At 67.2% G+C, this 24,600-nt stretch carries 19 protein-coding genes and 2 pseudogenes; 9 read left to right on the top strand and 12 right to left on the bottom strand.

What is annotated here, in order from left to right:
• The first annotated feature begins 56 nt into the window (after positions 1–56).
• The 5 genes from cphA (ACCC97_RS16970) to ACCC97_RS16950 all read left to right on the top strand — a co-directional run bounded on the left by cphA (ACCC97_RS16970) (position 57) and on the right by ACCC97_RS16950 (position 6,377).
• A complete protein-coding gene (gene cphA, locus ACCC97_RS16970; RefSeq protein WP_237726067.1) occupies positions 57–2,309 on the top strand; it encodes a cyanophycin synthetase in 2,253 nt (750 codons plus the stop codon).
• Positions 2,306–4,873, top strand: coding sequence for a cyanophycin synthetase (gene cphA / locus ACCC97_RS16965; RefSeq protein WP_007831759.1), 2,568 nt, complete (start codon positions 2,306–2,308; stop codon positions 4,871–4,873). Before cphA (ACCC97_RS16970) ends, cphA (ACCC97_RS16965) begins: the two co-directional genes overlap by 4 nt.
• Positions 4,874–5,030: 157 nt before the next feature.
• A complete protein-coding gene (locus ACCC97_RS16960; RefSeq protein WP_007831760.1) occupies positions 5,031–5,441 on the top strand; it encodes a hypothetical protein in 411 nt (136 codons plus the stop codon).
• Positions 5,442–5,509: 68 nt separating this feature from the next.
• The gene (locus ACCC97_RS16955) at positions 5,510–5,989 is read left to right on the top strand and encodes a hypothetical protein (RefSeq protein ID WP_007831761.1); all 480 of its coding nucleotides are present in this window, start codon (positions 5,510–5,512) and stop codon (positions 5,987–5,989) included.
• Between the two features lie 133 nt (positions 5,990–6,122).
• Positions 6,123–6,377, top strand: coding sequence for a hypothetical protein (locus ACCC97_RS16950; RefSeq protein ID WP_007831762.1), 255 nt, complete (start codon positions 6,123–6,125; stop codon positions 6,375–6,377).
• Positions 6,378–6,403: 26 nt separating this feature from the next.
• Here ACCC97_RS16950 and ACCC97_RS16945 read toward each other — a convergent pair.
• Positions 6,404–6,547: pseudogene (locus ACCC97_RS16945) on the bottom strand (short-chain dehydrogenase); the annotation flags it as partial.
• Positions 6,548–6,585: 38 nt separating this feature from the next.
• Between ACCC97_RS16945 and ACCC97_RS16940 the strand changes: the two are divergent.
• Positions 6,586–6,840: pseudogene (locus ACCC97_RS16940) on the top strand (LysR family transcriptional regulator); the annotation flags it as partial.
• Positions 6,841–6,934: 94 nt separating this feature from the next.
• On the opposite strand, the gene ACCC97_RS16935 reads toward ACCC97_RS16940, so the two are convergent.
• From ACCC97_RS16935 to ACCC97_RS16890, 10 genes are all read right to left on the bottom strand, one after another.
• Positions 6,935–7,852: a dihydrodipicolinate synthase family protein gene (locus tag ACCC97_RS16935; protein WP_007831766.1), complete on the bottom strand. Its 918-nt coding sequence runs from the start codon at positions 7,850–7,852 to the stop codon at positions 6,935–6,937.
• A 23-nt stretch (positions 7,853–7,875) separates the two neighbouring features.
• A complete protein-coding gene (locus ACCC97_RS16930; RefSeq protein ID WP_007831767.1) occupies positions 7,876–9,612 on the bottom strand; it encodes an IlvD/Edd family dehydratase in 1,737 nt (578 codons plus the stop codon).
• Positions 9,613–9,616: 4 nt separating this feature from the next.
• Positions 9,617–10,648, bottom strand: a complete 1,032-nt coding sequence (gene yjfF / locus ACCC97_RS16925) for a galactofuranose ABC transporter, permease protein YjfF (RefSeq protein WP_413333997.1) — start codon at positions 10,646–10,648, stop codon at positions 9,617–9,619.
• Positions 10,645–11,679 (bottom strand): ABC transporter permease, encoded by a 1,035-nt coding sequence (locus ACCC97_RS16920; RefSeq protein ID WP_413333995.1) that lies wholly within the window; start codon positions 11,677–11,679, stop codon positions 10,645–10,647. The genes yjfF and ACCC97_RS16920 overlap by 4 nt, the downstream gene beginning before the upstream one ends.
• Before the next feature lie 117 nt (positions 11,680–11,796).
• The gene (locus tag ACCC97_RS16915) at positions 11,797–13,320 is read right to left on the bottom strand and encodes a sugar ABC transporter ATP-binding protein (RefSeq protein ID WP_413333993.1); all 1,524 of its coding nucleotides are present in this window, start codon (positions 13,318–13,320) and stop codon (positions 11,797–11,799) included.
• 6 nt (positions 13,321–13,326) lie between these two features.
• Entirely contained in the window at positions 13,327–14,538 is a 1,212-nt protein-coding gene (gene mmsB / locus ACCC97_RS16910; protein ID WP_007831782.1) for a multiple monosaccharide ABC transporter permease, read from the bottom strand.
• Positions 14,525–16,051, bottom strand: a complete 1,527-nt coding sequence (gene mmsA / locus ACCC97_RS16905) for a multiple monosaccharide ABC transporter ATP-binding protein (RefSeq protein WP_042673160.1) — start codon at positions 16,049–16,051, stop codon at positions 14,525–14,527. Before mmsA ends, mmsB begins: the two co-directional genes overlap by 14 nt.
• 26 nt (positions 16,052–16,077) lie before the next feature.
• On the bottom strand, positions 16,078–17,148 hold the full coding sequence (gene chvE, locus ACCC97_RS16900) for a multiple monosaccharide ABC transporter substrate-binding protein (protein WP_007831785.1): 1,071 nt from the start codon (positions 17,146–17,148) through the stop codon (positions 16,078–16,080).
• 12 nt (positions 17,149–17,160) lie between these two features.
• The gene (locus ACCC97_RS16895; RefSeq protein WP_056509196.1) at positions 17,161–18,126 is read right to left on the bottom strand and encodes an ABC transporter substrate-binding protein; all 966 of its coding nucleotides are present in this window, start codon (positions 18,124–18,126) and stop codon (positions 17,161–17,163) included.
• Between the two features lie 50 nt (positions 18,127–18,176).
• Positions 18,177–19,631, bottom strand: coding sequence for an aldehyde dehydrogenase family protein (locus tag ACCC97_RS16890; protein WP_007831789.1), 1,455 nt, complete (start codon positions 19,629–19,631; stop codon positions 18,177–18,179).
• A gap of 148 nt (positions 19,632–19,779) precedes the next feature.
• Here ACCC97_RS16890 and ACCC97_RS16885 point away from each other — a divergent pair, with 148 nt between their 5' ends.
• Complete coding sequence (locus tag ACCC97_RS16885) at positions 19,780–20,739, top strand: LysR family transcriptional regulator (RefSeq protein ID WP_007831791.1); 960 nt, start codon at positions 19,780–19,782, stop codon at positions 20,737–20,739.
• A 108-nt stretch (positions 20,740–20,847) separates the two neighbouring features.
• On the opposite strand, the gene ACCC97_RS16880 is transcribed toward ACCC97_RS16885, so the two are convergent.
• Positions 20,848–21,621, bottom strand: a complete 774-nt coding sequence (locus ACCC97_RS16880; protein ID WP_413333990.1) for an SDR family NAD(P)-dependent oxidoreductase — start codon at positions 21,619–21,621, stop codon at positions 20,848–20,850.
• 132 nt (positions 21,622–21,753) lie between these two features.
• Between ACCC97_RS16880 and ACCC97_RS16875 the strand changes: the two genes are divergently transcribed.
• Both ACCC97_RS16875 and ACCC97_RS16870 read left to right on the top strand, forming a co-directional pair.
• Positions 21,754–22,707, top strand: a complete 954-nt coding sequence (locus ACCC97_RS16875; RefSeq protein ID WP_413333988.1) for an SMP-30/gluconolactonase/LRE family protein — start codon at positions 21,754–21,756, stop codon at positions 22,705–22,707.
• 268 nt (positions 22,708–22,975) lie between these two features.
• Positions 22,976–24,600, top strand: a 1,625-nt coding sequence (locus ACCC97_RS16870; protein WP_413333986.1) for a type VI secretion system Vgr family protein, incomplete at its 3' end; no start/stop codon positions are given.

Genomic DNA, 24,600 nt, shown 5'->3' with positions numbered 1-24,600 from the left:
CCATGGGCGCGCCTGAAGGCGCCGTGGTGCTCGGCCAAAGCACTTCGAACGTTTGCATGACCCGTTTCGACGACATCCGCCTGCTGCGCATCAACTATTTGCGCGGTCCGAACCTCTGGACCTACCGTCCGGTACTCGAAGTCTGGCTCGACCTGGGCCAGCTGGAAGACTTCCCCTCCAACAAGATCGACGGCTTCACCGACCGCCTGACCGGCCTGCTGCCGGCGCTCATCGAGCACCACTGCGGCGTCGGCGAGCGCGGCGGCTTCATCCAGCGCCTGACCGAGGGCACGTGGTCCGGCCACGTGCTGGAGCACGTGGTCATCGAACTGCTGAACCTCGCCGGCATGCCGACCGGTTTCGGCCAGACCCGCAGCACCTCCGAGCACGGCGTCTACCGCATGGTGTTCCGCGCCCGTGACGAGCAGGTCGCCCGCGTGGCGCTGGCCGAGGGCCACCGCCTGCTGATGGCGGCCATCAACAACGACCCGTTCAGCGCCGCCGACGTGCAGAAGGCCGTCGACGCGGTCAAGGCCAAGGTGGAAGACTGCTACCTCGGTCCGAGCACCGCGGCCATCGTGGCCGCCGCCACCGACCGCGGCATTCCGCACATGCGCCTGAACAGCGGCAACCTCGTGCAGCTGGGCTACGGCGCCAACCAGCAGCGCATCTGGACCGCCGAGACCGACTACACCAGCGCCATCGGCGAATCGATCGCCAGCGACAAGGAGCTGACCAAGTCCCTGCTCGCGAGCTGCGGCGTGCCGGTGCCCGAAGGCCAGGTGGTCGCCAACGCCGAAGAAGCCTGGGAAGCCGCCGAGGACATCGGCCTGCCGGTGGCCGTGAAACCTTCCGACGCCAACCACGGCCGCGGCGTGTCGCTCGAACTGACAACGCGTGAAGAAGTCATGGCCGCCTTTGCGGTCGCCGAGCCCGAGGGCAGCGACGTGATGGTCGAGCGCTTCATCCGCGGCCACGAGCACCGTCTGCTGGTGGTGGGCGGCGAAGTGGTGGCGGCCGCGCGCGGCGAGATCATTACCGTGACCGGCGACGGCCAGAGCAGCGTGCGCGACCTGATCGACAAGCAGCTCAACAGCGACCCGCGCCGCGGCGCCGAGGAAGAGTTTCCGCTCGACGTGATCGTGATCGACAGCGACGCCAAGCTGCAGCTCGAGCTCAAGCGCCAGGAGCTGGACGCCAACGCCGTGCCGGCCGCCGGCCGCGTGGTCACGATCCAGCGCAACGGCAACATGGCCAACGACTGCACCGACCAGGTCCACCCCGAAGTCGCGCACGCCGCCGTGCTCGCCGCGCGCGTGGTGGGCCTTGACATCGCGGGCATCGATCTCGTGGCGCAGGACATTTCCAAGCCGCTGGGCCCGCAACGCGGTGCGATCGTCGAAGTCAATGCCGGACCCGGCCTGCTGATGCACCTGAAGCCGGCCGTCGGTTCGCCGCGCCCGGTGGGCCGCGCCATCTGCGACCACCTGTTCCCCAACGACGCGCCCGGGCGCATTCCCGTGGTCGGCGTGGCCGGCTCGCGCGACACCGCCGTGCTGGCGCGCCTCGTGGCCTGGCTGATCGGCCTGGGCGGGCGCCAGACCGGCCTCGCCTGCCGCGACGGCCTGTTCCTCGAACGCCGCCGCGTCGATGCGCGCGACAGCGCAAACTGGGACGCCGGCCACCGCCTGCTCGTGAACCGCGCCGTGCAGGCCGTGGTGATCGAGAACGGCGCCGAAACCATCCTGCGCGACGGTCTCCCCTACGACCGCTGCGAAGTCGGCATCGTCACCGATCTCGATGGCTTCGAAGCCCTGGCCGACTACGACATCACCGAGAGCGACCAGATGGTGAAGGTGCTGCGCACGCAGGTCGACGTGGTGCTGTCCGAAGGCACGGCCGTGCTGAATGCGGGCGACCCGCGCGTGGCCGGCCTCGCGCCGCTGTGCGACGGCGCCGTCATCCTCTATTCGGCCGACCCGCAGGCCGCCGAACTCACGGCGCATCAGCGCGCCGGCGGCAAGGCCGTGCTGGTGCGGCAGGACCGTGTGGTGCTGGCCAACGGCAACAGCGAATCGTTCCTGCCCGGCCTCGGCCGGCTGACCGTGTGGCGCGCCACCCATGCCGGCGTGAGCCTCGAAAGCCTGCTGGCCGCCGTGGCCGCCGCCTGGGCAATGGGCATTCCGCTGAACCTGATCGGCGCCGGCGTGGAGGCCTTCGAGGCCGACCTGCAGGCGGCGCTCGCCTCGCTGCAGCTGTCGCAGACCCAGCCGCTCTCGTCGCAACACCCCCAACAGCAATTCGCATGAGAGTCACCCGCATCCGAGCCCTTCGCGGCCCCAATCTCTGGAGCCGCCACACTGCCATCGAAGCGGTGGTTGCCTGCCAAGGCGACGAGAACGCCATCAGCAAGCTGGCCGGCTTCGAAGCCCGCCTGCGCGCGCGCTTCCCGACCATCGGCGAACTGCACCCGATGGTGCTGGGTCAACCGCTGGCGCTGGCCCATGTGCTTGAGAACGCCGCCGTGGCGCTGCAGGCGCAGGCCGGCTGCGCCGTCAACTTCGGCCACACCTCGCCCACCGTGGAAGAAGGCGTCTACCAGGTCGTGTTCCAGTACAGCGAAGAAGCCGTCGGCCGCCGTGCGATCGAGTTGGCCGAGCAGCTGATCGAGGCCGCCCTGGCCGACACTGCCTTCGACGCCAACGCCGCCATCACCGAGCTGCGCGACCTCGACGAATCCGAGCGCCTGGGCCCGAGCACCGGCTCCATCGTCGATGCCGCCGTGGCGCGCGGCATTCCGTATCGCCGGCTGACCAGCGGCAGCCTGGTGCAGTTCGGCTGGGGCTCCAAGCAGCGCCGCATTCAAGCCGCTGAAGTCGACAGCACCAGCGGCGTGGCCGAATCGATCGCGCAGGACAAGGAACTGACCAAGCAGCTGCTCAACGCCGCCGGCGTGCCGGTGCCGCTGGGCCGCCCCGTGGCCAGCGCCGAAGACGGCTGGGCTGCTGCCAACGAGATCGGCCTGCCGGTCGTGGTGAAGCCGCAGGACGGCAACCAGGGCAAGGGCGTCACCGTCAACATCAACTCGCGCGAAGAACTGTTCGCGGCCTACGACTCGGCCGCCGTCTACGGCGAGGTGATGGTCGAGAAATTCCTGCCCGGCTTCGACTTCCGCCTGCTGGTGGTGGGCGACCGCCTCGTGGCCGCCGCGCGGCGCGATCCGCCACAGGTGATCGGCGACGGCAGCGCCACGGTGCGCCAGCTGGTCGACACCGTGAACCTCGACCCGCGCCGCGGCGAGGGCCATGCCACTTCGCTCACGAAGATCCGCCTCGACGACATCGCCATCGGCCGGCTCGAGGCCCAGGGCCTTACGCCCGACAGCGTGCCCGCGCGCGGCCAGCGCGTGGTGCTGCGCAACAACGCGAACCTGTCGACCGGCGGCACCGCCACCGACGTGACCGACACGGTGCACCCCGAAGTCGCGGCGCGCGCCGTCGATGCGGCGCAGATGGTCGGCCTGCACATCTGCGGCGTCGACATGGTCTGCGAGAACGTGCTGCGCCCGCTCGAGGAACAGCACGGCGGCGTGGTCGAGGTGAATGCCGCGCCCGGCCTGCGCATGCACATCTCGCCCTCGTTCGGCCGCGGCCGCGCGGTCGGCGAAGCGGTGATGGACACCCTGTACGCCCACGGCGACGACGGCCGCATTCCCGTGGTCGCCGTCACCGGCACCAACGGCAAGACCACCACGGCGCGCCTCATCAACCACCTGCTCGCATCGAGCGGCCTGCGCACCGGCATGACCAACACCGACGGCGTGTACGTCGACGGCCGCCAGACCGACAGTGGCGACTGCAGCGGCCCGAAGAGCGCGCGCAACGTGCTGATGCACCCCGATGTCGACGCGGCCGTGTTCGAAGTGGCGCGCGGCGGCGTGCTGCGCGAAGGCCTCGGCTTCGACCGCTGTCAGGTGGCAGTGGTCACCAACATCGGCAGCGGCGACCATCTGGGCCTGAACTACATCACCACCGTCGAAGACCTCGCGGTGTTGAAGCGCGTGATCGTGCGCAATGTGGCCGCCGACGGCTACGCGGTGCTCAACGCGGCCGACGTGAACGTCGCCGCCATGGCGGCCGGCTGCCCCGGCCACGTGATCTTCTTCACCGCCGACCGCATGCACCCGGTGATGGCCACGCACCGCGCGCAGGGTAAGCGCACCGTGTACGTCGACCAGGACACGCTGGTCGCGGCCGAAGGCTCGTGGCGCGAGCGCATTGCGCTGCGCGACGTGCCCATCACGCGCGGCGGCACCATCGGCTTCCAGGTCGACAACGTGATGGCCGCCGTGGCCGCGGCCTGGGCCGTGGGCCTCGACTGGGACACCATCCGCAGCGGCCTCGCGAGCTTCATGAACGACGCGGCCGGCGTGCCGGGGCGCTTCAACGTCATGGACTACCGCGGCGCCACCGTGATCGCCGACTACGGCCACAACACCGACGCCATGCGCGCACTGGTGTCGGCGGTGGACACGATGCCGGCGAAGAAGCGCTCGGTGGTGATCAGCGGCGCGGGCGACCGGCGCGACTCGGACATCCGCGACCAGACGGCCATCCTCGGCGAAGCCTTCGACGACGTGATCCTTTATCAGGATGCTGCACAGCGCGGCCGCGCCGACGGCGAAGTGATGGCACTGCTGCGCCAGGGCCTGCAGGGTGCGGCCCGCACCCGCCAGATCGACGAGATCCGCGGCGAGTTCGTCGCGATCGACGCCGCGCTGGCCCGCCTGCAGCCGGGCGACCTGTCCCTGATCCTGGTGGACCAGGTCGAGGAAGCGCTCGCTCACCTGGCACAGCGCATCGCAGCGGGCTGAAGCCCCTCTTGCCGGACACGTCCCACATGCAGGGGCGCGTCCGGCCCGGTCGACGGGCGCGGCTGTCCCACAGACCCGCAGCCCCCGGCCACGCCAGACTAAGGCTCCTGTCACGCACCTCATTGCAGGGAGGGCGTGCTTTCACCAAGGAGCCCGCATGACAACAACAGTTCGTTCCATCCTGTCCGCAGCGGCATGCCTCGCCGCCAGCGGCTTCATGGCCTTCGGCGCACAGACCGCCGGCGCGCAGGCGCCGGGGTCTGACGCCCGCATGCAGAAGGAACGCGCCACCTGCGACGGTGTACAGCAGGACCGCGCCGCCTGCCTGCGCGAAGCCGGCGCGGCCCGCCAGGAAGCGAGCCGCGGCGGCCTTACCAGTCCGAGCCCGGTCCGGGAGCAGGTCAACGCCCTCGCCCGCTGCGGCGAACTGCCGGCCGCCGAGCGGCCCGACTGCGAAGCCCGCATCGAGGGCGGCGCACGCACCACCACCGACGGCAGCGTGATGGGCGGCGGCGTGATCCGCGAAACCGTGACGCCGCTGGCGCCACAGACCATGCCGGCACGCTGAAGGAACCCGCCCTCCTCGGGCGCTTCCAATATTTCCCAGGTTTTCAAGCTCGCTTCAAGGAGCCATCCATGAAAAGCACCACTCGCTCAATCATCTTCACCATGCTCGCCGCCGGCGGGCTTGCAGCCGGCAGCATCGCCTCGGCAGCGTCGCCGCGCGGCGCAGCAGCCTCGGGCACCTACCAGCAGGAACTGGCTGTCTGCGGCCACAACGAGCAGGACCGCGCCGCCTGCATCCGCGAAGCCGGCGCTGCGCGCCTGGAAGCCGCGCGCGGGGGCCTGACCAGCGCACCCGACTACCGCGCCAATGCGCTCGCCCGCTGCGGCCTGCAGCAGCCGGCCGACCGCAGCGCCTGCGAGGCCCGCGTGCTCGGCAGCAGCGGCAACAGCACGGCCAGCGTCGACGGCAGCGTGATGGGTGGGGGCGTGATCCGCGAATCGGTCACCACCATCGTGATGCCCGCACCGGCGATGGCGCCGGAACCGATGCCGGCCCCGATGCCCGAGCCGATGCCCATGCCCCGGCCGATGCCCGCGCCCCTGCGCTGAGCGTCTTCGCTGAAGAAGCATCGCCAGGCGCTGCCGGCGGCTGGCGATGCCCTTACTGTCACAGTACTGTCATAAAAGGCGCAGGCCTGCTAGCTATAGTTCTCGGTCCCTGCCTACCGAGGAATCCTTTCCCATGAATGCCATCAAGGTCGCTCGCCGATTCATCGAAACGGACCCGGCCAACGAATCGGCCAAGATCCTGGCCCAGCTCGTGTTGGCTCTCGAGTCCGAACGCAGCTTCGAGTTGGTCACGCTCTACAACCTCGACTACAAGAGCTTCGAGCTCGCGATGGACATCCTGAAGGAATGGCGGCTCGACCGCTACTACGCCAGCAAGTCCAAGCTGTTCGACCTGTCGCTGCAAGTCACCGAACTCGAGAAAAGCTGAAGTCCGCGGGGGCACCCCCCGCGTGTTCAGATCAGCATCCCACCCGACACCTCGATGCGCTGGGCATTCACCCAGCGACTCCCCTCCCCGAGCAAGCCCGCGATCACACCGCCGATGTCGTCGGGTTTGCCCGCGCGTCCGAGCGCCGTAAAGCCCGCGACCATCGCGTCGAAGTTCGTGTGCATGCCTACGCGCGCAGCACCGCATCGTGCACTTCGCACAGACCCTCTCGCCGCACGACGCGGGTTGGGAACACTTCGACGCCCAGGGCCGCTACCGGATACAGCCGATGCGCTCCATCGTCTCGGTGAACGGCACCGACGCCTGCAACGCCGCGGCGGTCGCGGGCCTCGGGCTGATCCAGGCGCCGATCGGCGGCCTCCTGCCGTGCTTTGCGGCCGGCTCGCTCGTGCAGGTGATGCCGGCGTTCACCGCCCGCGCAATGCCGGTGTCGCTGGTGTACGTCAACCGCCGCCACCTCGCGCCGCGCGTGCTCGCCGTGATGAACTGGCTGACCGAGATCCTCGCGGCCTACTTCGCCCGGGACGGCGAACCGGCTATCTCCCCCAGCGCAGCACCAGCGGATCGAGCCGCTTCGCCGTCTCGATCAGGCCGGCGCGCGTCGCGGGGTGCATCGCGGGCAGCGGATGCCGCGGCGCCTCGCAAGCGATCACGCCGCCCTCCTTCATGAGCGACTTGCAGGCCAGGAGGCCCGCCTGCCGATTCTCGTAGTTGATGAGCGGCAGCCACTGCTGGTACAGCGCGAAGGCCTTGTCGCGGTCGCCCGAACGGTGCGCCTCGATGATCGGGCGAATGCCGTCCGGATAGCCCCCGCCGGTCATCGAGCCGGTCGCGCCGGCGTCCAGGTCGGGCATCAGCGTGATCGCCTCTTCGCCGTCCCACGGGCCTTCGATGGCCTCGCCGCCCAGGCGGATCAGCTCGCGCAGCTTAGCGGCCGCACCGGCCGTCTCGATCTTGAAATACGCGACCTGCTCGATCTCCTTCGCCATGCGCGCGAGGAACGGCGCCGACAGCACTGTGCCGCTGGCCGGCGCGTCCTGGATCATGATCGGGATGTCCACCGCATCGGACAGGCGTGCGTAGAACTCGAAGATCTGCGGCTCGGGCACGCGGAAGGTCGCGCCGTGGTAGGGCGGCATCACCATCAGCATGGCCGCGCCCATGTCCTGCGCGCGGCGGCTGCGCTCGGCGCACACCTTGGTGCTGTAGTGCGTGGTGGTCACGATGACCGGCACGCGGCCCTTCACGTGTTCGAGCATGGTGCGCGTGAGCACCTCGCGCTCCTCGTCGGACAGCACGAACTGCTCCGAGAAATTGGCAAGGATGCACAGGCCGTCCGAACCCGCGTCGATCATGAAATCGACGCAGCGCTTCTGGCTCTCCAGGTCGAGTTCGCCCTGTTCGGTGAAGGTGGTAGGCACCACCGGGAAGATGCCGCGGTATCTGGGGGTCATGATGTTTCGTTGCTTGCGTGGGTTCAATGCGAATGGCGCGGCACGGCCGAGCCGCGGCAGCCGACGAGAAAGTCGAAGTCGCAGCCTTCGTCGGCCTGCAGCACGTGGTTGACGTAGAGCTTCTGGTAGCCGCCGCCGCGCGTGCTCATCGGTTGTGCATCCGAAGAAGACAGCGAAGCGAGGCGCGCCGCCAGTTCCTCGTCGCTGATGTCGAGGTGCAATCGCCCCGCATCGCAGTCGAGCTCGATCCAGTCGCCGTCGCGCACCGCCGCCAGCGGCCCGCCGTCGGCCGCCTCGGGCGCGACGTGCAGCACCACCGTGCCGTAGGCCGTGCCGCTCATGCGCGCATCGGAGATGCGCACCATGTCCTTCACGCCCTGGCGCAGCAGCTTGGGCGGCAACCCCATGTTGCCGACCTCGGCCATGCCGGGGTAGCCCTTGGGACCGCAGTTCTTCAGCACCATCACGCAGCTTGCGTCGATGTCGAGGTCTTCATCGACGATGCGTGCCTTGTAGTGCTCCAGGTTCTCGAACACCACAGCGCGCCCACGGTGCTTCAGCAGCTCCGGCGATGCGGCAGAGGGCTTGAGCACCGCGCCGCGCGGCGACAGGTTGCCGCGCAGGATGCGGATGCCGCCATCGGCGATCAGCGGCTTGTCGAGCGGGCGGATCACCTCGTCGTCGAGGCTGGGCGCATCGCGCACGTTGTCCCAGATCGACTGGCCGTTGACGGTGAGCGCAGCGGGGTGCGGCAACAGACCATTCTCGCCGAGCCGGCGCAGCACGGCGGGCAGGCCGCCGGCGTAGTAGAACTCTTCCATCAGGAAGCGCCCCGAAGGCATCAGGTCGACGATGGTCGGCGTATTGCTGCCGATGCGCGTCCAGTCCTCCAGCTCCAGCTCGACGCCGATGCGCCCCGCGATCGCCTTCAGGTGGATCACTGCATTGGTCGATCCGCCGATGGCCGCGTTCACGCGAATGGCGTTCTCGAAGGCCTCGCGCGTGAGGATCTTCGACAGCGTGAGCCCCTCCTTCGCCATCTCCACCGCGCGCATGCCCGACATCTGCGCGAGCACGTAGCGCCGCGCATCGACCGCCGGAATCGCCGCGTTGTGCGGCAGCGAGGTACCGAGCGCCTCGGCCATGCAGGCCATCGTCGAGGCCGTGCCCATCGTGTTGCAGGTGCCCGCCGAGCGCGACATGCCGCCCTCGGCCGAGAGGAACTGGTGCAGGTTGATCTCGCCCGCTTTCAGCGACTCGTGCAGCTGCCACACGGCCGTGCCCGAACCGATGTTCTTGCCCTCGAGCTTGCCGTTGAGCATCGGCCCGCCCGTGACCACGATGGCAGGGATGTCGCAGCTCGCCGCCCCCATCAGCAGCGCGGGCGTGGTCTTGTCGCAGCCCGTGAGCAGCACCACCGCGTCGACGGGGTTGCCACGGATGGCTTCTTCGACGTCCATGCTCGCGAGGTTGCGCGTGAGCATCGCGGTGGGCCGCAGGTTCGACTCGCCGTTGGAGAAAACAGGGAACTCCACCGGAAAGCCGCCCGCCTCCGAGATGCCGCGCTTCACGTGCTCGGCGATCTTGCGGAAGTGCGCGTTGCACGGCGTGAGTTCCGACCAGGTGTTGCAGATACCGATGATCGGGCGGCCATCGAACTCATGGTCCGGGATGCCCTGGTTCTTCATCCAGCTGCGGTACATGAAGCCGTTCTTGTCGGCGGAGCCGAACCATTCGGTCGAGCGCAGTTTTTTTGTCATTGAGTCAGCGGCGCGGAGTGCGCGAGGTGAAAAAGCGTTGCAACAAACAGAAAACGAACAGCAGCGCGCCGACCACGATGCGGGTCCACCACGAGCTCAGCGTGCCGTCGAATGAAATGAGGGTCTGGATGATCCCGAGCATCAGCACGCCGAACAGCGTGCCCGCCACATAGCCCACGCCGCCCGTGAGCAGCGTGCCGCCGATCACCACCGCCGCGATGGCGTCGAGCTCCAGCCCGATGGCATGCAGCCCGTAGCCCGAGAGCATGTAGAAGGTGAAGATCACGCCCGCCAGTGCCGAGCAGAAGCCCGAGAGCGTGTACACGCCGACCAGCGTGCGGCGCACCGGCAGGCCCATCAGCATCGCCGAGTTCTCGCTGCCGCCGATGGCGTACACCGCGCGGCCGAAGGGCGTGCAATGCGCGATGAAGATCGCCGCCAGCAGCACCACGACGGCGATCACCGCGCTGATCGACACCGAGGCCTCGCCCCAGATCGGAATGCGGATCTGCGAGACCTCCGAGTAGAACTCGTTGGTGATGCTGATCGAGTCGATGCTGATCAGGTAGCACAGCCCCCGCGCCAGGAACATGCCGGCCAGCGTGACGATGAAAGGCTGCAGCCGGAAGCGCTCGATGAGCAGCCCCATGAACGCGCCGAAAGCCGTGCCCATCACCAGCACCAGCGGAATCACGATGCCGGGGCTCCAGCCGTGCTTCTCGACCAGCGTGGCCGAGACCATGGTGGTCAGCGCGATCACCGAGCCCACCGACAGATCGATGCCGCCCGAAAGGATCACGAAGGTCATGCCCACGGCCACGACGATCAGGAAGGCGTTGTCGATCAGCAGGTTGAGGAACACCTGCGCCGAGAAGAAGCCATCGTAGAAAACAGAACCCAGCGTAGCCACCAGCACGAACAGCGAAATCGTCGCCGCCAATGGCAGGTACTTTGGATTGAGCCCTCCCCTCTTGCCGCCTCTCCCGCTGGCGGGAGAGGGCTGTGGTGAGGGTCCCGTATCGATCACCGCGCTCATGCCCGCCCCTCTTCATGCACCGGCCGCTGCGCCAGTGCCCGCACTTGCGACCTGAACTCCGGCGACTGCAGCAGCATCACGGCAAACACCACGCCCGCCTTCACGACAAGGTTGATCTCCGGCGGCACCCCCAGCGAATAGATCGCATAGGTCAACGTCTGGATGATCAGCGCGCCGATCACGCTGCCCACGAGGCTGAAGCGCCCGCCGGTCAGCGCCGTGCCACCCAGCGTCACCGCCAGGATCGCGTCGAGCTCGATGAGCTGCCCCGCGTTGTTGCCGTCCGCGCTCTTCACGTTGGAGCTGATGAGCAAGCCCGCCACACCCGCGCAGGCACCGCAGAACGCATACGCACCGACGATCAGCCGCCGCGCCTGCACGCCCGCCACGCGCGCCGCCGTCGGGTTGATCCCCACTGCCTGGATGAACAGGCCCAGCGCCGTGCGCGTGATCGCCAGGTACAGCAGCACGAACACCGCCGCCACGATGAACAGCGAGAACGGCAGCCCGAGAAGGTAGCCGCTGCCGAGGAAGAAGAAGGGCTTGTAGTAGATCGTGATGATCTGCCCGTCGGCAATGAGCTGCGCGATGCCTCGCCCCGCCACCATGAGGATCAGCGTCGCGATGATCGGCTGCATGCCGACCTTGGCGACCAGCAGCCCGTTCCACAGCCCGCACAGCAATGCGATGCCGATGGCCGCGAGGATGGCGAGCGGCATCGGGAAGCGGCTCACGTCATTGGCCACCGAGCCGCCGATCATCCAGGCCACGAGCGCCGCCGCGATGGCCACCACCGCGCCCACCGAGATGTCGATGCCGCGCGTCGCGATCACGAGCGTCATGCCCAGCGACACGAGCACCAGAGGCGCCGCGCGGTTCAGGATGTCGATCAGGCTGCCGTAGAGATGGCCTTCGCGCCATTCGAGATGCAGGAAGCTGGTGTTGAAGGCGATGTTCACCGCGAGCAGCAGGAACAATGTGACGAGAGGCCAGGCGAGGCGGTGGCTCATGAAGGATGAAAGGCGGTTCATGTCAAAGCGCTTCTTTGATGCGGGAGATACCGCGGAACCGGCTTTGCCGGGCCGCTGGTGTCGCCCCCGGAAGGGGGTTGGCGAAGCGACACGAAGTGCGCGAAGACTGGGGGAGAGTCATGTTGTCGCTGCAATCATTTCGTAGACTTCGTCCTCGCTCGAACCACCGGGCAGCTCGCCCACCTTCTGCCGATCCCGCAGCACCACGATGCGGTGCGCCACGCGCACCACCTCGCTCATTTCCGACGAGATGAAGATCACCGCCATGCCCGCCTTCGCGAGCCGCAGGATCTCTTCCATGATCTCCTGCTTGGCCGCCACGTCGATGCCGCGCGTGGGCTCGTCGAGGATCAGCAGGCGCGGCTCGGTCGCGAGCCAGCGCGCGATCATGGCCTTCTGCTGGTTGCCGCCCGACAGCAGCCCGATGGGCGTTTCGACGCTCGCGGCCTTGATGCCGAGCGACTTCACGAAGCGCTCGGCCATCTCGGTCTGCTCGGCATGCGACAGGAAGCGCCGAGTGCCCAGGCGCGCCTGCAGCGCCAGCGCGATGTTCTCGCGCACCGACAGCTCGGCAACGATGCCATCGGTCTTGCGTTCTTCGGGACACAGCGCAAGACCTTCGCGAATGGCATCGGCCGGGTTCGAGAAGCTCATGGTGCGGCCATCGACCTTGAGCACGCCGCGGTCCGGCAACTCCAGTCCGAACAGCAGCCTTGCGAGTTCCGTGCGGCCCGCGCCCAGCAGGCCCGCGATGCCGACGACTTCGCCGGCACGCACACGCAAATCCGTCGCCTGCAGCTGGCCCGCCTGCCCCAATCCTTCGGTCTGCAGCAATGCGGGTGCGGCCTCGTCGAACGAAGGCAAGGCGGCGGGCCGCGCCGACTGCGCCGCCAGCTCACGCCCGAGCATCGCTGCGATCAACGCCTGCGGCCCCAGGTCTGCGGCACGCCACTCGCCGATCCAGCTGCCGTTGCGCAGCACCGTGATGCGGTCCGACACCGCATACATCTGGTTGAAAAAGTGCGTCACGAAGACGATGGCCAGCCCTTCGCCGCGCAGGCGCCGCAGCACCTCGAACAGCTTTTCCACCTCGTCGTCGTCCAGGCTCGACGTCGGCTCGTCGAGGATCAGCACCTTCGACGACACGCCCAGCGCACGCGCAATCGCCACCATCTGCTGCACCGCCACCGAGTAGCTCGACAGCAGCCGCGTCACGTCGATGTCGAGCCCGATGCGCCCCAGCAGCTCTTCGGCGCGGCGGTTCACCGCAGCCCAGTCGATGCGAAAGCCCTGCGCTGCGCCGCAACGCGGATAGCGCCCCGCGAACACGTTCTCCGCCACCGACAGGTTCGGGCACAGGTTCACCTCCTGGTAGACCGTGCTGATGCCCAGTTTCTGCGCGTCGAGCGGCGAGTGCGGCTGGATCGGCTGGCCGTCGAGGAACATCTCGCCGCCGCTCGACGGCAGCACGCCCGTCAGCACCTTGATCAGCGTCGACTTGCCCGCGCCGTTCTGCCCCATCAGCGCATGGATCTCGCCCGGGTACAGGTTGAGCCGTACGTCGCGCAGTACCTGGATGCTGCCGAACTGCTTGTGGATGCCCCGAAGCTCGAGCACGGGGCTGAGGCTGCCGTCTGTCATGCGCGGCTACTTGTTCTTGTTGTAGACGTCGATGAACACCGCGGCCAGCAGCACCAGGCCCTTGATGACCTGCTGGTAGTCGATGCCGATGCCCAGGATCGACATGCCGTTGTTCATCACGCCCATGATGAAGGCGCCGATCACCGCGCCCATCACGCGGCCCACGCCGCCCGAGGCAGAGGCGCCGCCGATGAAGCAGGCCGCGATCACGTCGAGCTCGAAGCCCAGGCCGGCCTTCGGCGTCGCGGTATTGAGCCGCGCCGCGAACACCAGCCCGGCCAGTGCCGCCAGCGCGCCCATGTTCACGAAGGTCAGGAACGCGAGCCGCTGCGTCTTCACGCCCGACAGCCGCGCCGCCTTCTCGTTGCCGCCCAGCGCATAGATTCGCCGGCCGACGGTGGTGCGGTTGGTGACGAAGTCGTACACCACGATCAGCACCGCCATCACGATCAGCACGTTGGGCAGGCCCTTGTAGGTCGACAGCAGGTAGCTGAAGAACAGGATGATGGCCGCGAAGAACAGGTTCTTCACGAGGAAGAAGGCGTAGGGCTCCTGCTCCATGCCGTGCGCCGCCAGCTTGGCGCGCCCGCGCAGCTTGAAGAACACCAGCGCCGCGGCGGCCAGCGCGCCCACGACCAGCGAGGTGGTGCGCAATGCGTCGCCGCCCAGCGGATCGGGAATGAAGCCCGAGCTGAGCCGCTGAAATTCCACCGGGAACGGGCCCACCGACTGCCCCGCCAGCAGCGCCAGCGTGAGCCCCTTGAACACCAGCATGCCCGCGAGCGTGACGATGAACGACGGGATCTTGCGGAACGCGACGAACCAGCCCTGCGCGGCGCCGATGACGGCGCCCGCGAGGATGCTCACGATCGCCGTCGGCACGAAGTGCCATTCGTACTCGACCATCAGCACCGCTGCAAGCGCCCCGATGAAGCCGCAGACCGAGCCCACCGACAGGTCGATGTGCCCCGCCACGATCACCAGCAGCATGCCCAGCGCCATGATGACCACGTAGCTGTTCTGCAGCAGCAGGTTGGTGAGGTTCAGCGGCCGCAGCAGCGTGCCGTCGGTCAGCACCTGGAACAGCACCATGATCGCGACCAGCGAGATCAGCATGCCGTATTCGCGCAGGTTGTTCTTCAGGAAGCCGACATGCAGCTTCGGCGCCTCGGAGGCGGGAACGGCGGCCTTCACCGCGTTGACTTCAGGCTGCGACATGGATCGAACTCCCCGAGCTCACGATGGCATGCATGATGCGTTCCTGCGAGGCCTCGGCCACCGGAAATTCGGCGACGAAGCGCCCCTCGTTCATTACGTAGATGCGGTCGCACATGCCGAGCAGTTCCGGCAGTTCCGAAGAAATCATGAGAATGCCTTTGCCCTCGCTCGCAAGCTGGTCGATGATGGTGTAGATCTCGTACTTGGCGCCCACGTCGATACCGCGCGTGGGCTCGTCGAGGATCAGCAGTTCCGGCTTGGTGAAGAGCCACTTGCTCAACACCACCTTCTGCTGGTTGCCCCCCGACAGATTGACCACCAGCTGCTCGATGCCCGAGCAGCGGATGTTGAGTGCCTTGCGGTATTCGTTGGCCACCTTGAATTCGCGCCCGTTGTCGATGACCGACGAATCGGCGATCGCATCGAGGTTGGCCAGGCTGATGTTCTTGCGGATGTCTTCCTCCAGCACCAGCCCCAGGCCCTTGCGGTCCTCGGTGACGTAGGCGATGCCGTGGTCGATGGCCTTGCGCACCGTGCCCACGTCCACCGGCTTGCCGTGCATGAGCACGGAGCCGCTGATGCGCTGGCCGTAGGACTTGCCGAAGACGCTCATGGCGAGCTCGGTGCGCCCCGCGCCCATGAGGCCCGCGATGCCGACGATCTCGCCCTTGCGCACGTTCAGGTTCACGCCCTTGATCTGTTCGCGGTCGGCGTGCAGCGCATGGTGCACGCGCCAGTCGCGCACCTCGAACACGGTCTCGCCGATCTTCGGATGGCGCTGCGGATAGCGGTGCGCCATGTCGCGCCCCACCATGCCGCGGATGATGCGGTCCTCGCTGATCGGCTGGCCGCGGCAGTCCATGGTCTCGACCGTCGCGCCGTCGCGCAGCACGGTGACCGAATCGGCCACCTTGGAAATCTCGTTGAGCTTGTGCGAGATGAGGATCGACGCGATGCCCTGGCGCTTGAGCTCCAGCAGCAGCATCAGCAACGCATCGCTGTCGTTCTCGTTCAGGCTCGCGGTCGGCTCGTCGAGGATCAGGAGCTTGACCTCCTTGGCCAGCGCCTTGGCGATTTCCACCAGCTGCTGCTTGCCGACACCGAGGTCGGTCACGAGCGTGGTGGGCAACTCCTTGAGGCCCACCTTGGCAAGCAGCTCTCGCGTCTTCGCATAGGCGGCGAACCAGTCGATCACGCCGCCGTTCGCAATCTCGTTGCCGAGGAAGATGTTCTCGGCAATCGAGAGCAGCGGCACCAGCGCAAGCTCCTGGTGGATGATGATGATCCCGAGCTTCTCGCTGTCGGCGATGCCCTTGAAGCGGCGAAGCTCGCCCTCGAAATGGATCTCGCCGGTGTACGAGTCGCACGGGTAGACGCCGCTCAGCACTTTCATGAGCGTCGACTTGCCCGCGCCGTTCTCGCCGACCACCGCGTGGATCTCCCCCGCGCGCACGGCGAGGTTGACGTTGCTGAGGGCTTTCACCCCCGGAAACGTCTTGGTGATCCCGCGCATTTCGAGGATCGTGCGTTCGCCTTGACTCACTTGACTTGGCTTTCCTTGTAGTAGCCGCTGTCGACCAGCACCTGCTTCCAGTTCGACGCATCCACGCTCACCGGCTTCAGCAGGTACGAGGGCACGACCTTGATGCCGTTGTTGTAGGTCTTGGTGTCGTTCACCTCGGGCTGCTTGCCCGAGAGCATGGCGTCCGCCATGGCCACCGTCACCTTGGCCAGCTCGCGCGTGTCCTTGAACACGGTCGAGGTCTGCTCCTTGCGCAGGATCGACTTGATCGAAGGCACCTCGGCGTCCTGCCCCGACACCACCGGCATCGGCTGCGAGCCCGAGCCGTAGCCCACGCCCTTGAGCGACGAGAGGATGCCGATGGAGAGGCCGTCGTACGGCGACAGCACCGCGTCGACGCGGTCCTTGGTGTAGTAGGCCGACAGCAGGTTGTCCATGCGCGCCTGCGCCACCGCGCCGTCCCAGCGCAGCGTGCCGACCTTGTCCATGCCCATCTGCTTGCTGCGCACCACGAGCTTGCCGCTCTTGATGTACGGGTCGAGCACCGACATCGCGCCGTTGTAGAAGAAGAAGGCGTTGTTATCGTCCGGCGAGCCGCCGAACAGCTCGATGTTGAACGGGCCCTTGCCGCTTTTCAGGTCGAGCGCCTTCTCGATCGACTGCGCCTGCAGCACGCCAACCTGGAAGTTGTCGAAGGTGGCGTAATAGTCGACGTTCTTCGAGCCCTTGATGAGCCGGTCGTACGCGATGACCTTCACGCCCTTGTCGGCTGCCTTTTGCAGCACGTCGGACAGCGTGGTGCCGTCGATGGCCGCGATGACCAGCACCTTCGAGCCCTTGGTCACCATGTTCTCGATCTGCGCGAGCTGGTTGGGGATGTCGTCGTCGGCGTACTGCAGGTCGGTCTTGTAGCCCTTGTCCTTGAAGTACTTGACCATGTTGGCGCCATCGGCGATCCAGCGGGCCGACGACTTGGTGGGCATCGAGATCGCGATCAGGCCCTTGTCCTGCGCATTGGCCAGCGGCGTGAAGCCGACGATGGCGAATGCGATGCCCGCGAGCGATGCTTTGAGGAATTTGCGTTTCATGGGTGTGGGCTCTCAATACTTGCGGTTGGGGAATTCCTTGGCAGCGACTTCCATCGGGAAGATGCTTTCTTCGGTCACGATGCGCTTGGGCAGCGTCTTGCCTGCCTTGATGTCTTTCACGGCGCTCATCAGTTGCGGGCCGAGCAGCGGGCTGCATTCGACCGACACATTGAGCTTGCCCGCGATCATCGCTTCGAACGCCCCCTTCACGCCGTCGATGGAGATGATGGTGATGTCCTTCGCGGGCTTCAGGCCGGCCTCTTCGATGGCCTGGATCGCACCGATGGCCATGTCGTCGTTGTGCGCGAAGAGCACGTTGATCTTCTTGCCCTCGGCCTTCAGGAAAGCTTCCATCACCTCCTTGCCCTTGGCGCGCGTGAAGTCGCCGGTCTGCGAGCGGATGATCTTGAACTTCGGGTCGGCCTTGATGATTTCCTCGAAGCCCTTCTTGCGGTCGATGGCCGGCGCCGAACCCACGGTGCCCTGCAGCTCGACGATGTTCACGTCGCCCTTCTGGTCCTTCATCTTCTCGACCAGCCAGCGGCCGGCCTTGCGGCCTTCTTCAGTGAAGTCCGAGCCCATGAAGGTCACGTAGAGCGAGTCGTCCTTGGTGTTGACGGAGCGGTCGGTCAGCACCACCGGGATCTTGGCGGCCTTGGCTTCGCGCAGCACGGTTTCCCAGCCCGACTCGACCACGGGCGAGAACGCGATCACGTCGACCTTCTGCGCGATGTACGAGCGGATGGCCTTGATCTGGTTTTCCTGCTTCTGCTGCGCATCGGAGAACTTGAGCTCGATGCCGGCGTCCTTCGCGGACGACTTGATCGACTCGGTGTTGGCAGTGCGCCATTCGCTCTCGGCGCCCACCTGCGCGAAGCCGAGCACGAGTTTTTTCTGCGCGAGCGCAGAAACGGGCAGCAGCCCGCCGAGGGCGGCGGCGGCCAATGCGGTGTTGAGCGTGCGGCGATTCATCGTCATGGGATGTCTCCTTCTGTTGACTTGCTTGTTGAGAACGGTTTTTTTGTGGCTCAGGCCAGCATGTAGCCGGTCTTCACCGTCGTGTAGAACTCCGCGGCGTGGCGCCCTTGTTCGCGCGGCCCGTAGCCCGACCCCTTGCGGCCGCCGAAGGGCACGTGGAAATCCACCCCTGCGGTCGGCAGATTGACCATCGTCATGCCGACCACGGCATGGCGCCTGAAATGCATCGCGTGCTTCAGCGAATTGGTGCAGATGCCCGCGCACAGGCCGAAGGGCGTGTCGTTGCACAGCGCGAGTGCTTCATCGTAGTTGTCGGCGCGCAGCACGCAGGCCAGCGGGCCGAAGATTTCCTCGCGCGCGATGCGGTGCGCCGGCTTGGCCAGGAACAGCGCGGGGCTCATGTAGTGGCCGGCGGTGGCGCGTTCGAGCGCTTCGCCACCCCACACGTGCTCGGCGCCCTCTTCGCGCGCCACCTCGACCCAGGCGAGGTTCTGCGCGAGGCGCTCCTCGTCGGCCACCGGGCCGATGTCGACGCCGCGCTCCAGCGCATGGCCGATCTTCAGCGTCCTGAGCCGCTGGCGCAGCCTGGCCACGAAGGCGTCGTGCACCGCTGCCTCGACGATGAGCCGGCTCGACGCGGTGCAGCGCTGGCCGGCGGAAAAGTAGGCGCCCTGCACCGCGCAGTCGACGGCGCGGTCGAGGTCGGCATCGGCCAGCACCACCAGCGCGTTCTTGCCGCCGGTCTCGAGCTGCACCTTGGCGCGGCGCGAAGCTGCCGCCTGCAGGATGCGCTCGCCGTTGGCCATCGAGCCTGTGAAGCTCAGCGCATCGACCAGCGCGCTGTCGACCAGCGCCTGCCCCACTTCACGGCCGCTGCCCATCACGAGGTTGAAGGCGCCGGCCGGCAAGGCGGCGCGGCTGATGATCTCGGCCAGCGCCCAGCCGCAGGCCGGCACCAGTTCGGCCGGCTTGAACACCACGCTGTTGCCGTGGGCCAGCGCGGGCGCGATCTTCCATGCCGGGATGACGAACGGCGAGTTCCACGGCGTGATGAGCCCGACCACGCCGACCGGCTCGCGCGTGACGTCGACCTGCACGCCCGCGCGTACCGAGGCGACGTTCTCGCCGCCGCCGCCACGCAGGGCCTCGCCCGCGAAGAACTTGAAGATCTGGCCCGCCCGCGCCACTTCGGCCACCGCCTCCGGCAGGGTCTTGCCCACCTCGCGTGCCAGCAGCAGGCCCAGGTCGTCCTTGCGTGCGAGCAGTTCTGCGCCGATGCGGTCGAGCACGTCGGCGCGCCGCTGCGGCGTGCTGTGGCTCCAATGAGGAAAGGCCTCGGTGGCCGCCCGGATGGCGGCCTCGGCCTGGCGGCGATCGGCGCGTGCGTACTCGGCCACCACTTCGCTGGTGTCCGAGGGATTGGCGCTCACACCCGTGGTCGCGCTGGTTTCCCAGCGGCCATTGATGTACTGCCGCACGTTCTGATGGAGCTCGCCGTGAATCACCGGGCGGGGGCCTTGTCTCTGTAGTTCTGGATGTGCGGCGAGTCTAGAAACAAAAATGATATCAATCCAATTGTTTTTTAAGCAAAATGGATATCGATCATTGGATTCTGGAAAACCCGATCAGTCCTTCGTTTCAAGTCAAAGAGACATGACCAACTACAACCACTGGTTCATCCGCGCCCGCCTCAAGACCCGGCAGCTGTTGCTGCTCGTGGCCCTGGCCGAGGAAGGCAACATCCACCGCGCGGCGCAGGTGCTCAACATGACGCAGCCCGCCGCCTCCAAGCTGCTGAAGGACCTGGAAGACGTGCTGGAGGTGCCGCTGTTCGACCGCCTGCCGCGCGGCATGCGCCCCACCTGGTACGGCGAGACCATGATCCGCCACGCCCGTGTGGCGCTCGCGAGCCTGAACCAGGCGCACGACGAGCTCACCGCGCTCAAGGCCGGGCGCTTCGGCCAGGTGAGCGTGGGCGCCATCACCGCGCCCGGGCTCACGCTGCTGCCACCGGCCGTGGCCATGGTCAAGCGCGAGCAGCCCGATCTGCGCGTGTCGCTGGAGATCGAGACCAGCCCGGTGCTGATCGAGCGGCTCGAGCAGGGCAAGCTCGACATCCTGGTGGCGCGCCTCTTCGCCGAGCACGACAAGTCGCAGCTGCGCTACGAAGCACTGAGCGAAGAGCCGGTGTGTGCGCTGGTGCGGCCGGGCCATCCACTGCTGGGCGTGAGCGGGCTCACGCTGCGCGACGTGGTGAGCGCAGGCTGGATCGTGCCGCCCGCGGGCAGCGTGCTGCGGCATCGCTTCGAGCTGATGTTCCAGGAAGAAGGCCTGGCGCCGCCGACCAACACCATCGAGAGCCCCGCGCTGCTCTTCATCACGCGCATGCTGCAGCAGAGCGACATGGTGGCGGTGCTGGCGACCGACGTGGCGCGCTACTACGCCGCGCACGGCATCGTGTCGCTGCTGCCGCTGGACATGCCCTGCCACATGGACGCCTTCGGCATCATCACGCGCACCGACCGGCTGCCGTCGCCGGCGGCGAAGGTGATGATGAAGGCGCTGAAGACGGCGGCTGTGAGCGTGTACGGGCGGAAGCTGGAACTGGACTAACCCCCAGTCTTCGCGCACTTCGTGTCGCTTCGCCAACCCCCTTGCAGGGGGCAACGCCAGCGGCCCGGCAAAGCCGGTTCCGCGGCATTCCACGCACAGCAATTCCGTTCAGGTCCAGCCGGCGTCCACGGTGAACTCCTGGGCCGTGCACATCTTCGCGTCGTCCGATGCCAGGAACAGCACCATGCGCGCGATGTCTTCCGGCATCAGCTTGTCGGGCAGGCACTGGTTGCGCTTGAGCGCCTGTTCGCCTTCGTCGTCGAGCCACAGCTTCACCTGGCGCTCCGTCATCACCCAGCCGGGCGACACAGTGTTGATGCGGATGCGGTCGCGGCCCAGGTCCACCGCGAGCCCGCGCGTGAGGCCGTTCACCGACGACTTGGCGATCGCGTAGCAGGGGTAGCCCGAGCCCTTCGTCTGCCAGCCCGTGGAGCCCAGGTTGACCACCGAGCCGAAGCCCAGGCGCTTCATGCCCGGCACCACCGACTGGATCGCGAACAGCGCCGGCCGCTCGTTGATGGCCATGCGGTTGTCGTAGTAGTCGGGCGTGACCGATTCGAGCGTGTGGCGGTCATCGCTCGCCACGTTGTTGACCAGCACCGCGAAGTCGCCGAGTTCGGTGGCCGCATCGGAAATGGCCTTTTGCAGCGCGGCGATGTCGCGCACATCGCAGGCGCGCCACCACGGCGCCGCGTGGCCGGCCTCCTCGATCTGCCGTGCGAGCGCCGCGCTGGAACCCTCGGCAATGTCGATGAAGGCGACGCGCGCACCCTGGGCTGCGAACGCTGCGACGATGGCAGCGCCAATGCCGCTGCCGCCACCGGTGACGAAAACGGCGCGGTCTTTCAGGCTGGGATAAATGGAATGCGGGGGGGAATTCAAGAAAAGTCTCCAGGGTGCTCGGCAACTGACATTGCAAAATGCATATTAATCAATGCCTGAATTTTAAATTTCCGTTATCAATATGCCTTGATACGATCCGCCGAGTCAAGAAGACATGACGAGGAAAAACAAATGAACAAGCAAGAGACAGGCGTCCTCCCCCCTTCATCCGCATCTGCATCCGTGCCGTCGGTCGCAGGCGAGCTCGAATGCATCTGGGCCGCCGGCGCCAACCTTGGCGAGGGCACGATGTGGTCGCAGCGCGAGCAGGCGCTCTACTGGATCGACATCCTCACGCCGCGCCTGTTCCGCTACGACCCCGCCAGCGGCGCGCAGCGAACCTGGACCTTCGACGAGGAGATCACCGCCATCGCCGAGCGCGCCTTGGCGCCAGGCCTCATCGTCACGCTGCGCCGCGGCTTCGCGCTGTTCGACACCACCGCGCCCGGCGACGACGCGAAGCCGCGCTACCTGCACCAGCCCGAGCCCGAGCGCACCGGCAACCGCTTCAACGACGGCAAGTGCGACAGCCGCGGCCGCTTCTGGGGCGGCAGCATGGACTTCGACTGCCAGGCACCGACCGGCGCGCTCTACCGCTACGACGCCGACGGCCGCTGCACCAGGCACGACGACGGCTTCGAGGTGACCAACGGCCCGACATGGTCGGCCGACGGGCGCACGATGTACTTCAACAACACGGCGCGCAACAACCTCTACGCCTACGACTTCGACGTGGAGGCGGGCACGGTGTCGAACCGGCGCCTGTGGCACCGCTTCCCGAAGCCCGATGGCCTGCCCGACGGCATGACCACCGACGCGGCCGGCCGTCTCTGGATCGCGCACTGGGGCGGCTCCTGCGTGACCTGCCATGACCCGGTGAGCGCGGCCGAGCTGTGCCGCATCCCGCTGCCCGCGAGCCACGTCACCGACTGCGCCTTCGGCGACGCCGACCTGTGCACGCTCTACATCACGACCGCGCGCAACGGACTCACGGCCGAACAGCAGGCGGCCGAGCCGCTGGCGGGTGGGCTGTTCAGGGTGCGCATCGGCAGCCCGGGGGTGCCGGCGGCGCTGTTCGCGGGCTGAAGAAGCTGCCAGACTCGCCCGCGAGACGCAGGTGCGCACCCGCGCCGTAGAACTGGACGATGCCGCGGAGATCACGCTTGTTTCAAGCCCTTAGCGCCAAGCATCAACTGCGCACTAGTTCCGGGCGCTGTTACTTTCGTGTACTTACGGCGCCAGTACAAGGGCTTACATAATCCCCGGAAAAAGCTTGCCCTCATCCGTAGCGGCAGGCGCATTCAGGGAGTCCCATGTCCAACTTCGAAGGCGTGCTCGCACGCCTGCGGCAGCCATGAAGCGCCGCGTCACGATCCAGACGCCTCTGGGCGAGGCACTGCAATTCCACCGCCTCGTCGGTCGAGAGACACTCAGCCAGGCTTACGTTTTTGAAATCGATCTGCTGGGCAGCAGCAACGCCATCGATCCCAAGACCCTGCTGGGCAAGGCCGCCACCGTCGCGATGGAAACCGAGAGCGGCGCCCTGCGCCACCTTGCCGGCATCGTCACGCGCTTCGGCCTTTCGCAGCAAGACGCGCGACAGTCCTTCTACAAGATGCGGCTGCGTCCCTGGCTCTGGCTCGCCACCCGCCGAAGCGACTTCCGCATCTTCCAGGACCAGACCGTCCCGGACATCCTTGCCGCGGTGCTCGGGCGCTACGGCCACCCGCTCGAGCAGAAGCTCAGCCGCAGCTACCGCACCTGGAACTACTGCGTTCAGTACCACGAGAGCGACTTCGATTTTGTCTCGCGCCTGTGCGAGCACGAAGGCATCTATTTCTTCTTCCGGCATGAAGCCGAGCAGCACGTGCTGGTCTTCGCCGACGACATCGCCAGCTCGCACGGCCCCCTGCCTGGCGGCGAGACGGTGCGCTACCACCCCCACGAACACTCGGGCATGACGGGAGGCCTGGAGCCCGGCGAGCGCATTCATGCATGGGAGCAGGCCGAAGAGATTCGCTCCGGCCACCACTACACCGACGACTACGACTTCGAAAAGCCGAGGGCCGACCTGGCGAGCCGCCAGCAAATGCCGCCCGGCCATGACCACGACAGCCATGAAGCCTACGAGTGGCCGGGTGGCTTCATCCAGCACGGCGACGGCGAGGACTACGCGCGCCTCCGCACGGAGGAGCAACTGAGCGAACGCCGCCGGGCCAGGGGCCGCTCCAACCTGCGCGAACTGGCGCCGGGCCACACCTTCCGCCTCGCCGGCCACCCGCGCGACGACCAGAACCGGCAGCACCTGCTGCTCGGTGTCGGCTATCACCTGCAAGAGACCATCCAGGCCAGTGAAGGACAGAACGGCGCCGAGGGCTCCGTGCAGCGCTTCACCTTCGATGCCCAGCCCACGAGCTTCGCCTGGCGCCCGCGGCGCACGACACCCAAGCCGTGGACCGAGGGACCGCAGACCGCGAAGGTGGTCGGCCCGGCCGGCGAAGAAATCTGGACCGACCGGTACGGCCGCATCAAGGTCCAGTTCCACTGGGACCGCATCGGCGAGGACAACGAGCACGCCAGCTGCTGGGTACGCGTGTCGACGGCCTGGGCGGGTTCGACCTTCGGCATGGCCGCGCTGCCGCGCATCGGGCAGGAGGTCATCGTCGACTTCCTCAATGGCGATCCGGACTGCCCCATCGTCACCGGGCGTGTGCACAACGCCGACGAGATGCCGGCCTGGCAGCTGCCCGGCCAGAAGCACCTCACCGGCCTCCGCAGCCGCGAACTCGGCGGCGGGCGCAGCAACCATGTGGTGCTCGACGACTTTGCGGGGAAGATCCAGGCCCAGCTCAAGAGCGACCATCAAAGCTCCAGCCTGAGCCTGGGGCACATCGCGCGCATCGAGGACGTGGCAGGCCGCAAGGACGACCGGGGCCAGGGCTTCGAACTGCGCACCGACGGGCACGGCGCGGTGCGCGC

Origin of the sequence: Variovorax sp. Varisp85, assembly GCF_047304045.1 — a bacterium.
Classification (GTDB): domain Bacteria; phylum Pseudomonadota; class Gammaproteobacteria; order Burkholderiales; family Burkholderiaceae_C; genus Variovorax.
The sequence above is the reverse complement of the archived record's forward strand: the minus strand, read 5'-3'. Positions and strand labels throughout refer to the sequence as shown.

Bases quoted from the DNA above. Each gene is read 5' to 3' on its own strand.
- mmsA (WP_042673160.1), bottom strand. From the start codon at position 16,051: ATGCGCGGGATCACCAAGACGTTTCCGGGGGTGAAAGCCCTCAGCAAC.
- ACCC97_RS16885 (WP_007831791.1), top strand. From the start codon at position 19,780: ATGACCAACTACAACCACTGGTTCATCCGCGCCCGCCTCAAGACCCGG.
- ACCC97_RS16915 (WP_413333993.1), bottom strand. From the start codon at position 13,320: ATGACAGACGGCAGCCTCAGCCCCGTGCTCGAGCTTCGGGGCATCCAC.
- ACCC97_RS16920 (WP_413333995.1), bottom strand. From the start codon at position 11,679: ATGAACCGCCTTTCATCCTTCATGAGCCACCGCCTCGCCTGGCCTCTC.
- chvE (WP_007831785.1), bottom strand. From the start codon at position 17,148: ATGAAACGCAAATTCCTCAAAGCATCGCTCGCGGGCATCGCATTCGCC.
- mmsB (WP_007831782.1), bottom strand. From the start codon at position 14,538: ATGTCGCAGCCTGAAGTCAACGCGGTGAAGGCCGCCGTTCCCGCCTCC.
- ACCC97_RS16955 (WP_007831761.1), top strand. From the start codon at position 5,510: ATGAAAAGCACCACTCGCTCAATCATCTTCACCATGCTCGCCGCCGGC.
- ACCC97_RS16935 (WP_007831766.1), bottom strand. From the start codon at position 7,852: ATGACCCCCAGATACCGCGGCATCTTCCCGGTGGTGCCTACCACCTTC.
- ACCC97_RS16875 (WP_413333988.1), top strand. From the start codon at position 21,754: ATGAACAAGCAAGAGACAGGCGTCCTCCCCCCTTCATCCGCATCTGCA.
- ACCC97_RS16895 (WP_056509196.1), bottom strand. From the start codon at position 18,126: ATGACGATGAATCGCCGCACGCTCAACACCGCATTGGCCGCCGCCGCC.
- ACCC97_RS16930 (WP_007831767.1), bottom strand. From the start codon at position 9,612: ATGACAAAAAAACTGCGCTCGACCGAATGGTTCGGCTCCGCCGACAAG.
- ACCC97_RS16950 (WP_007831762.1), top strand. From the start codon at position 6,123: ATGAATGCCATCAAGGTCGCTCGCCGATTCATCGAAACGGACCCGGCC.
- cphA (WP_007831759.1), top strand. From the start codon at position 2,306: ATGAGAGTCACCCGCATCCGAGCCCTTCGCGGCCCCAATCTCTGGAGC.
- cphA (WP_237726067.1), top strand. From the start codon at position 57: ATGACCCGTTTCGACGACATCCGCCTGCTGCGCATCAACTATTTGCGC.
- yjfF (WP_413333997.1), bottom strand. From the start codon at position 10,648: ATGAGCGCGGTGATCGATACGGGACCCTCACCACAGCCCTCTCCCGCC.
- ACCC97_RS16960 (WP_007831760.1), top strand. From the start codon at position 5,031: ATGACAACAACAGTTCGTTCCATCCTGTCCGCAGCGGCATGCCTCGCC.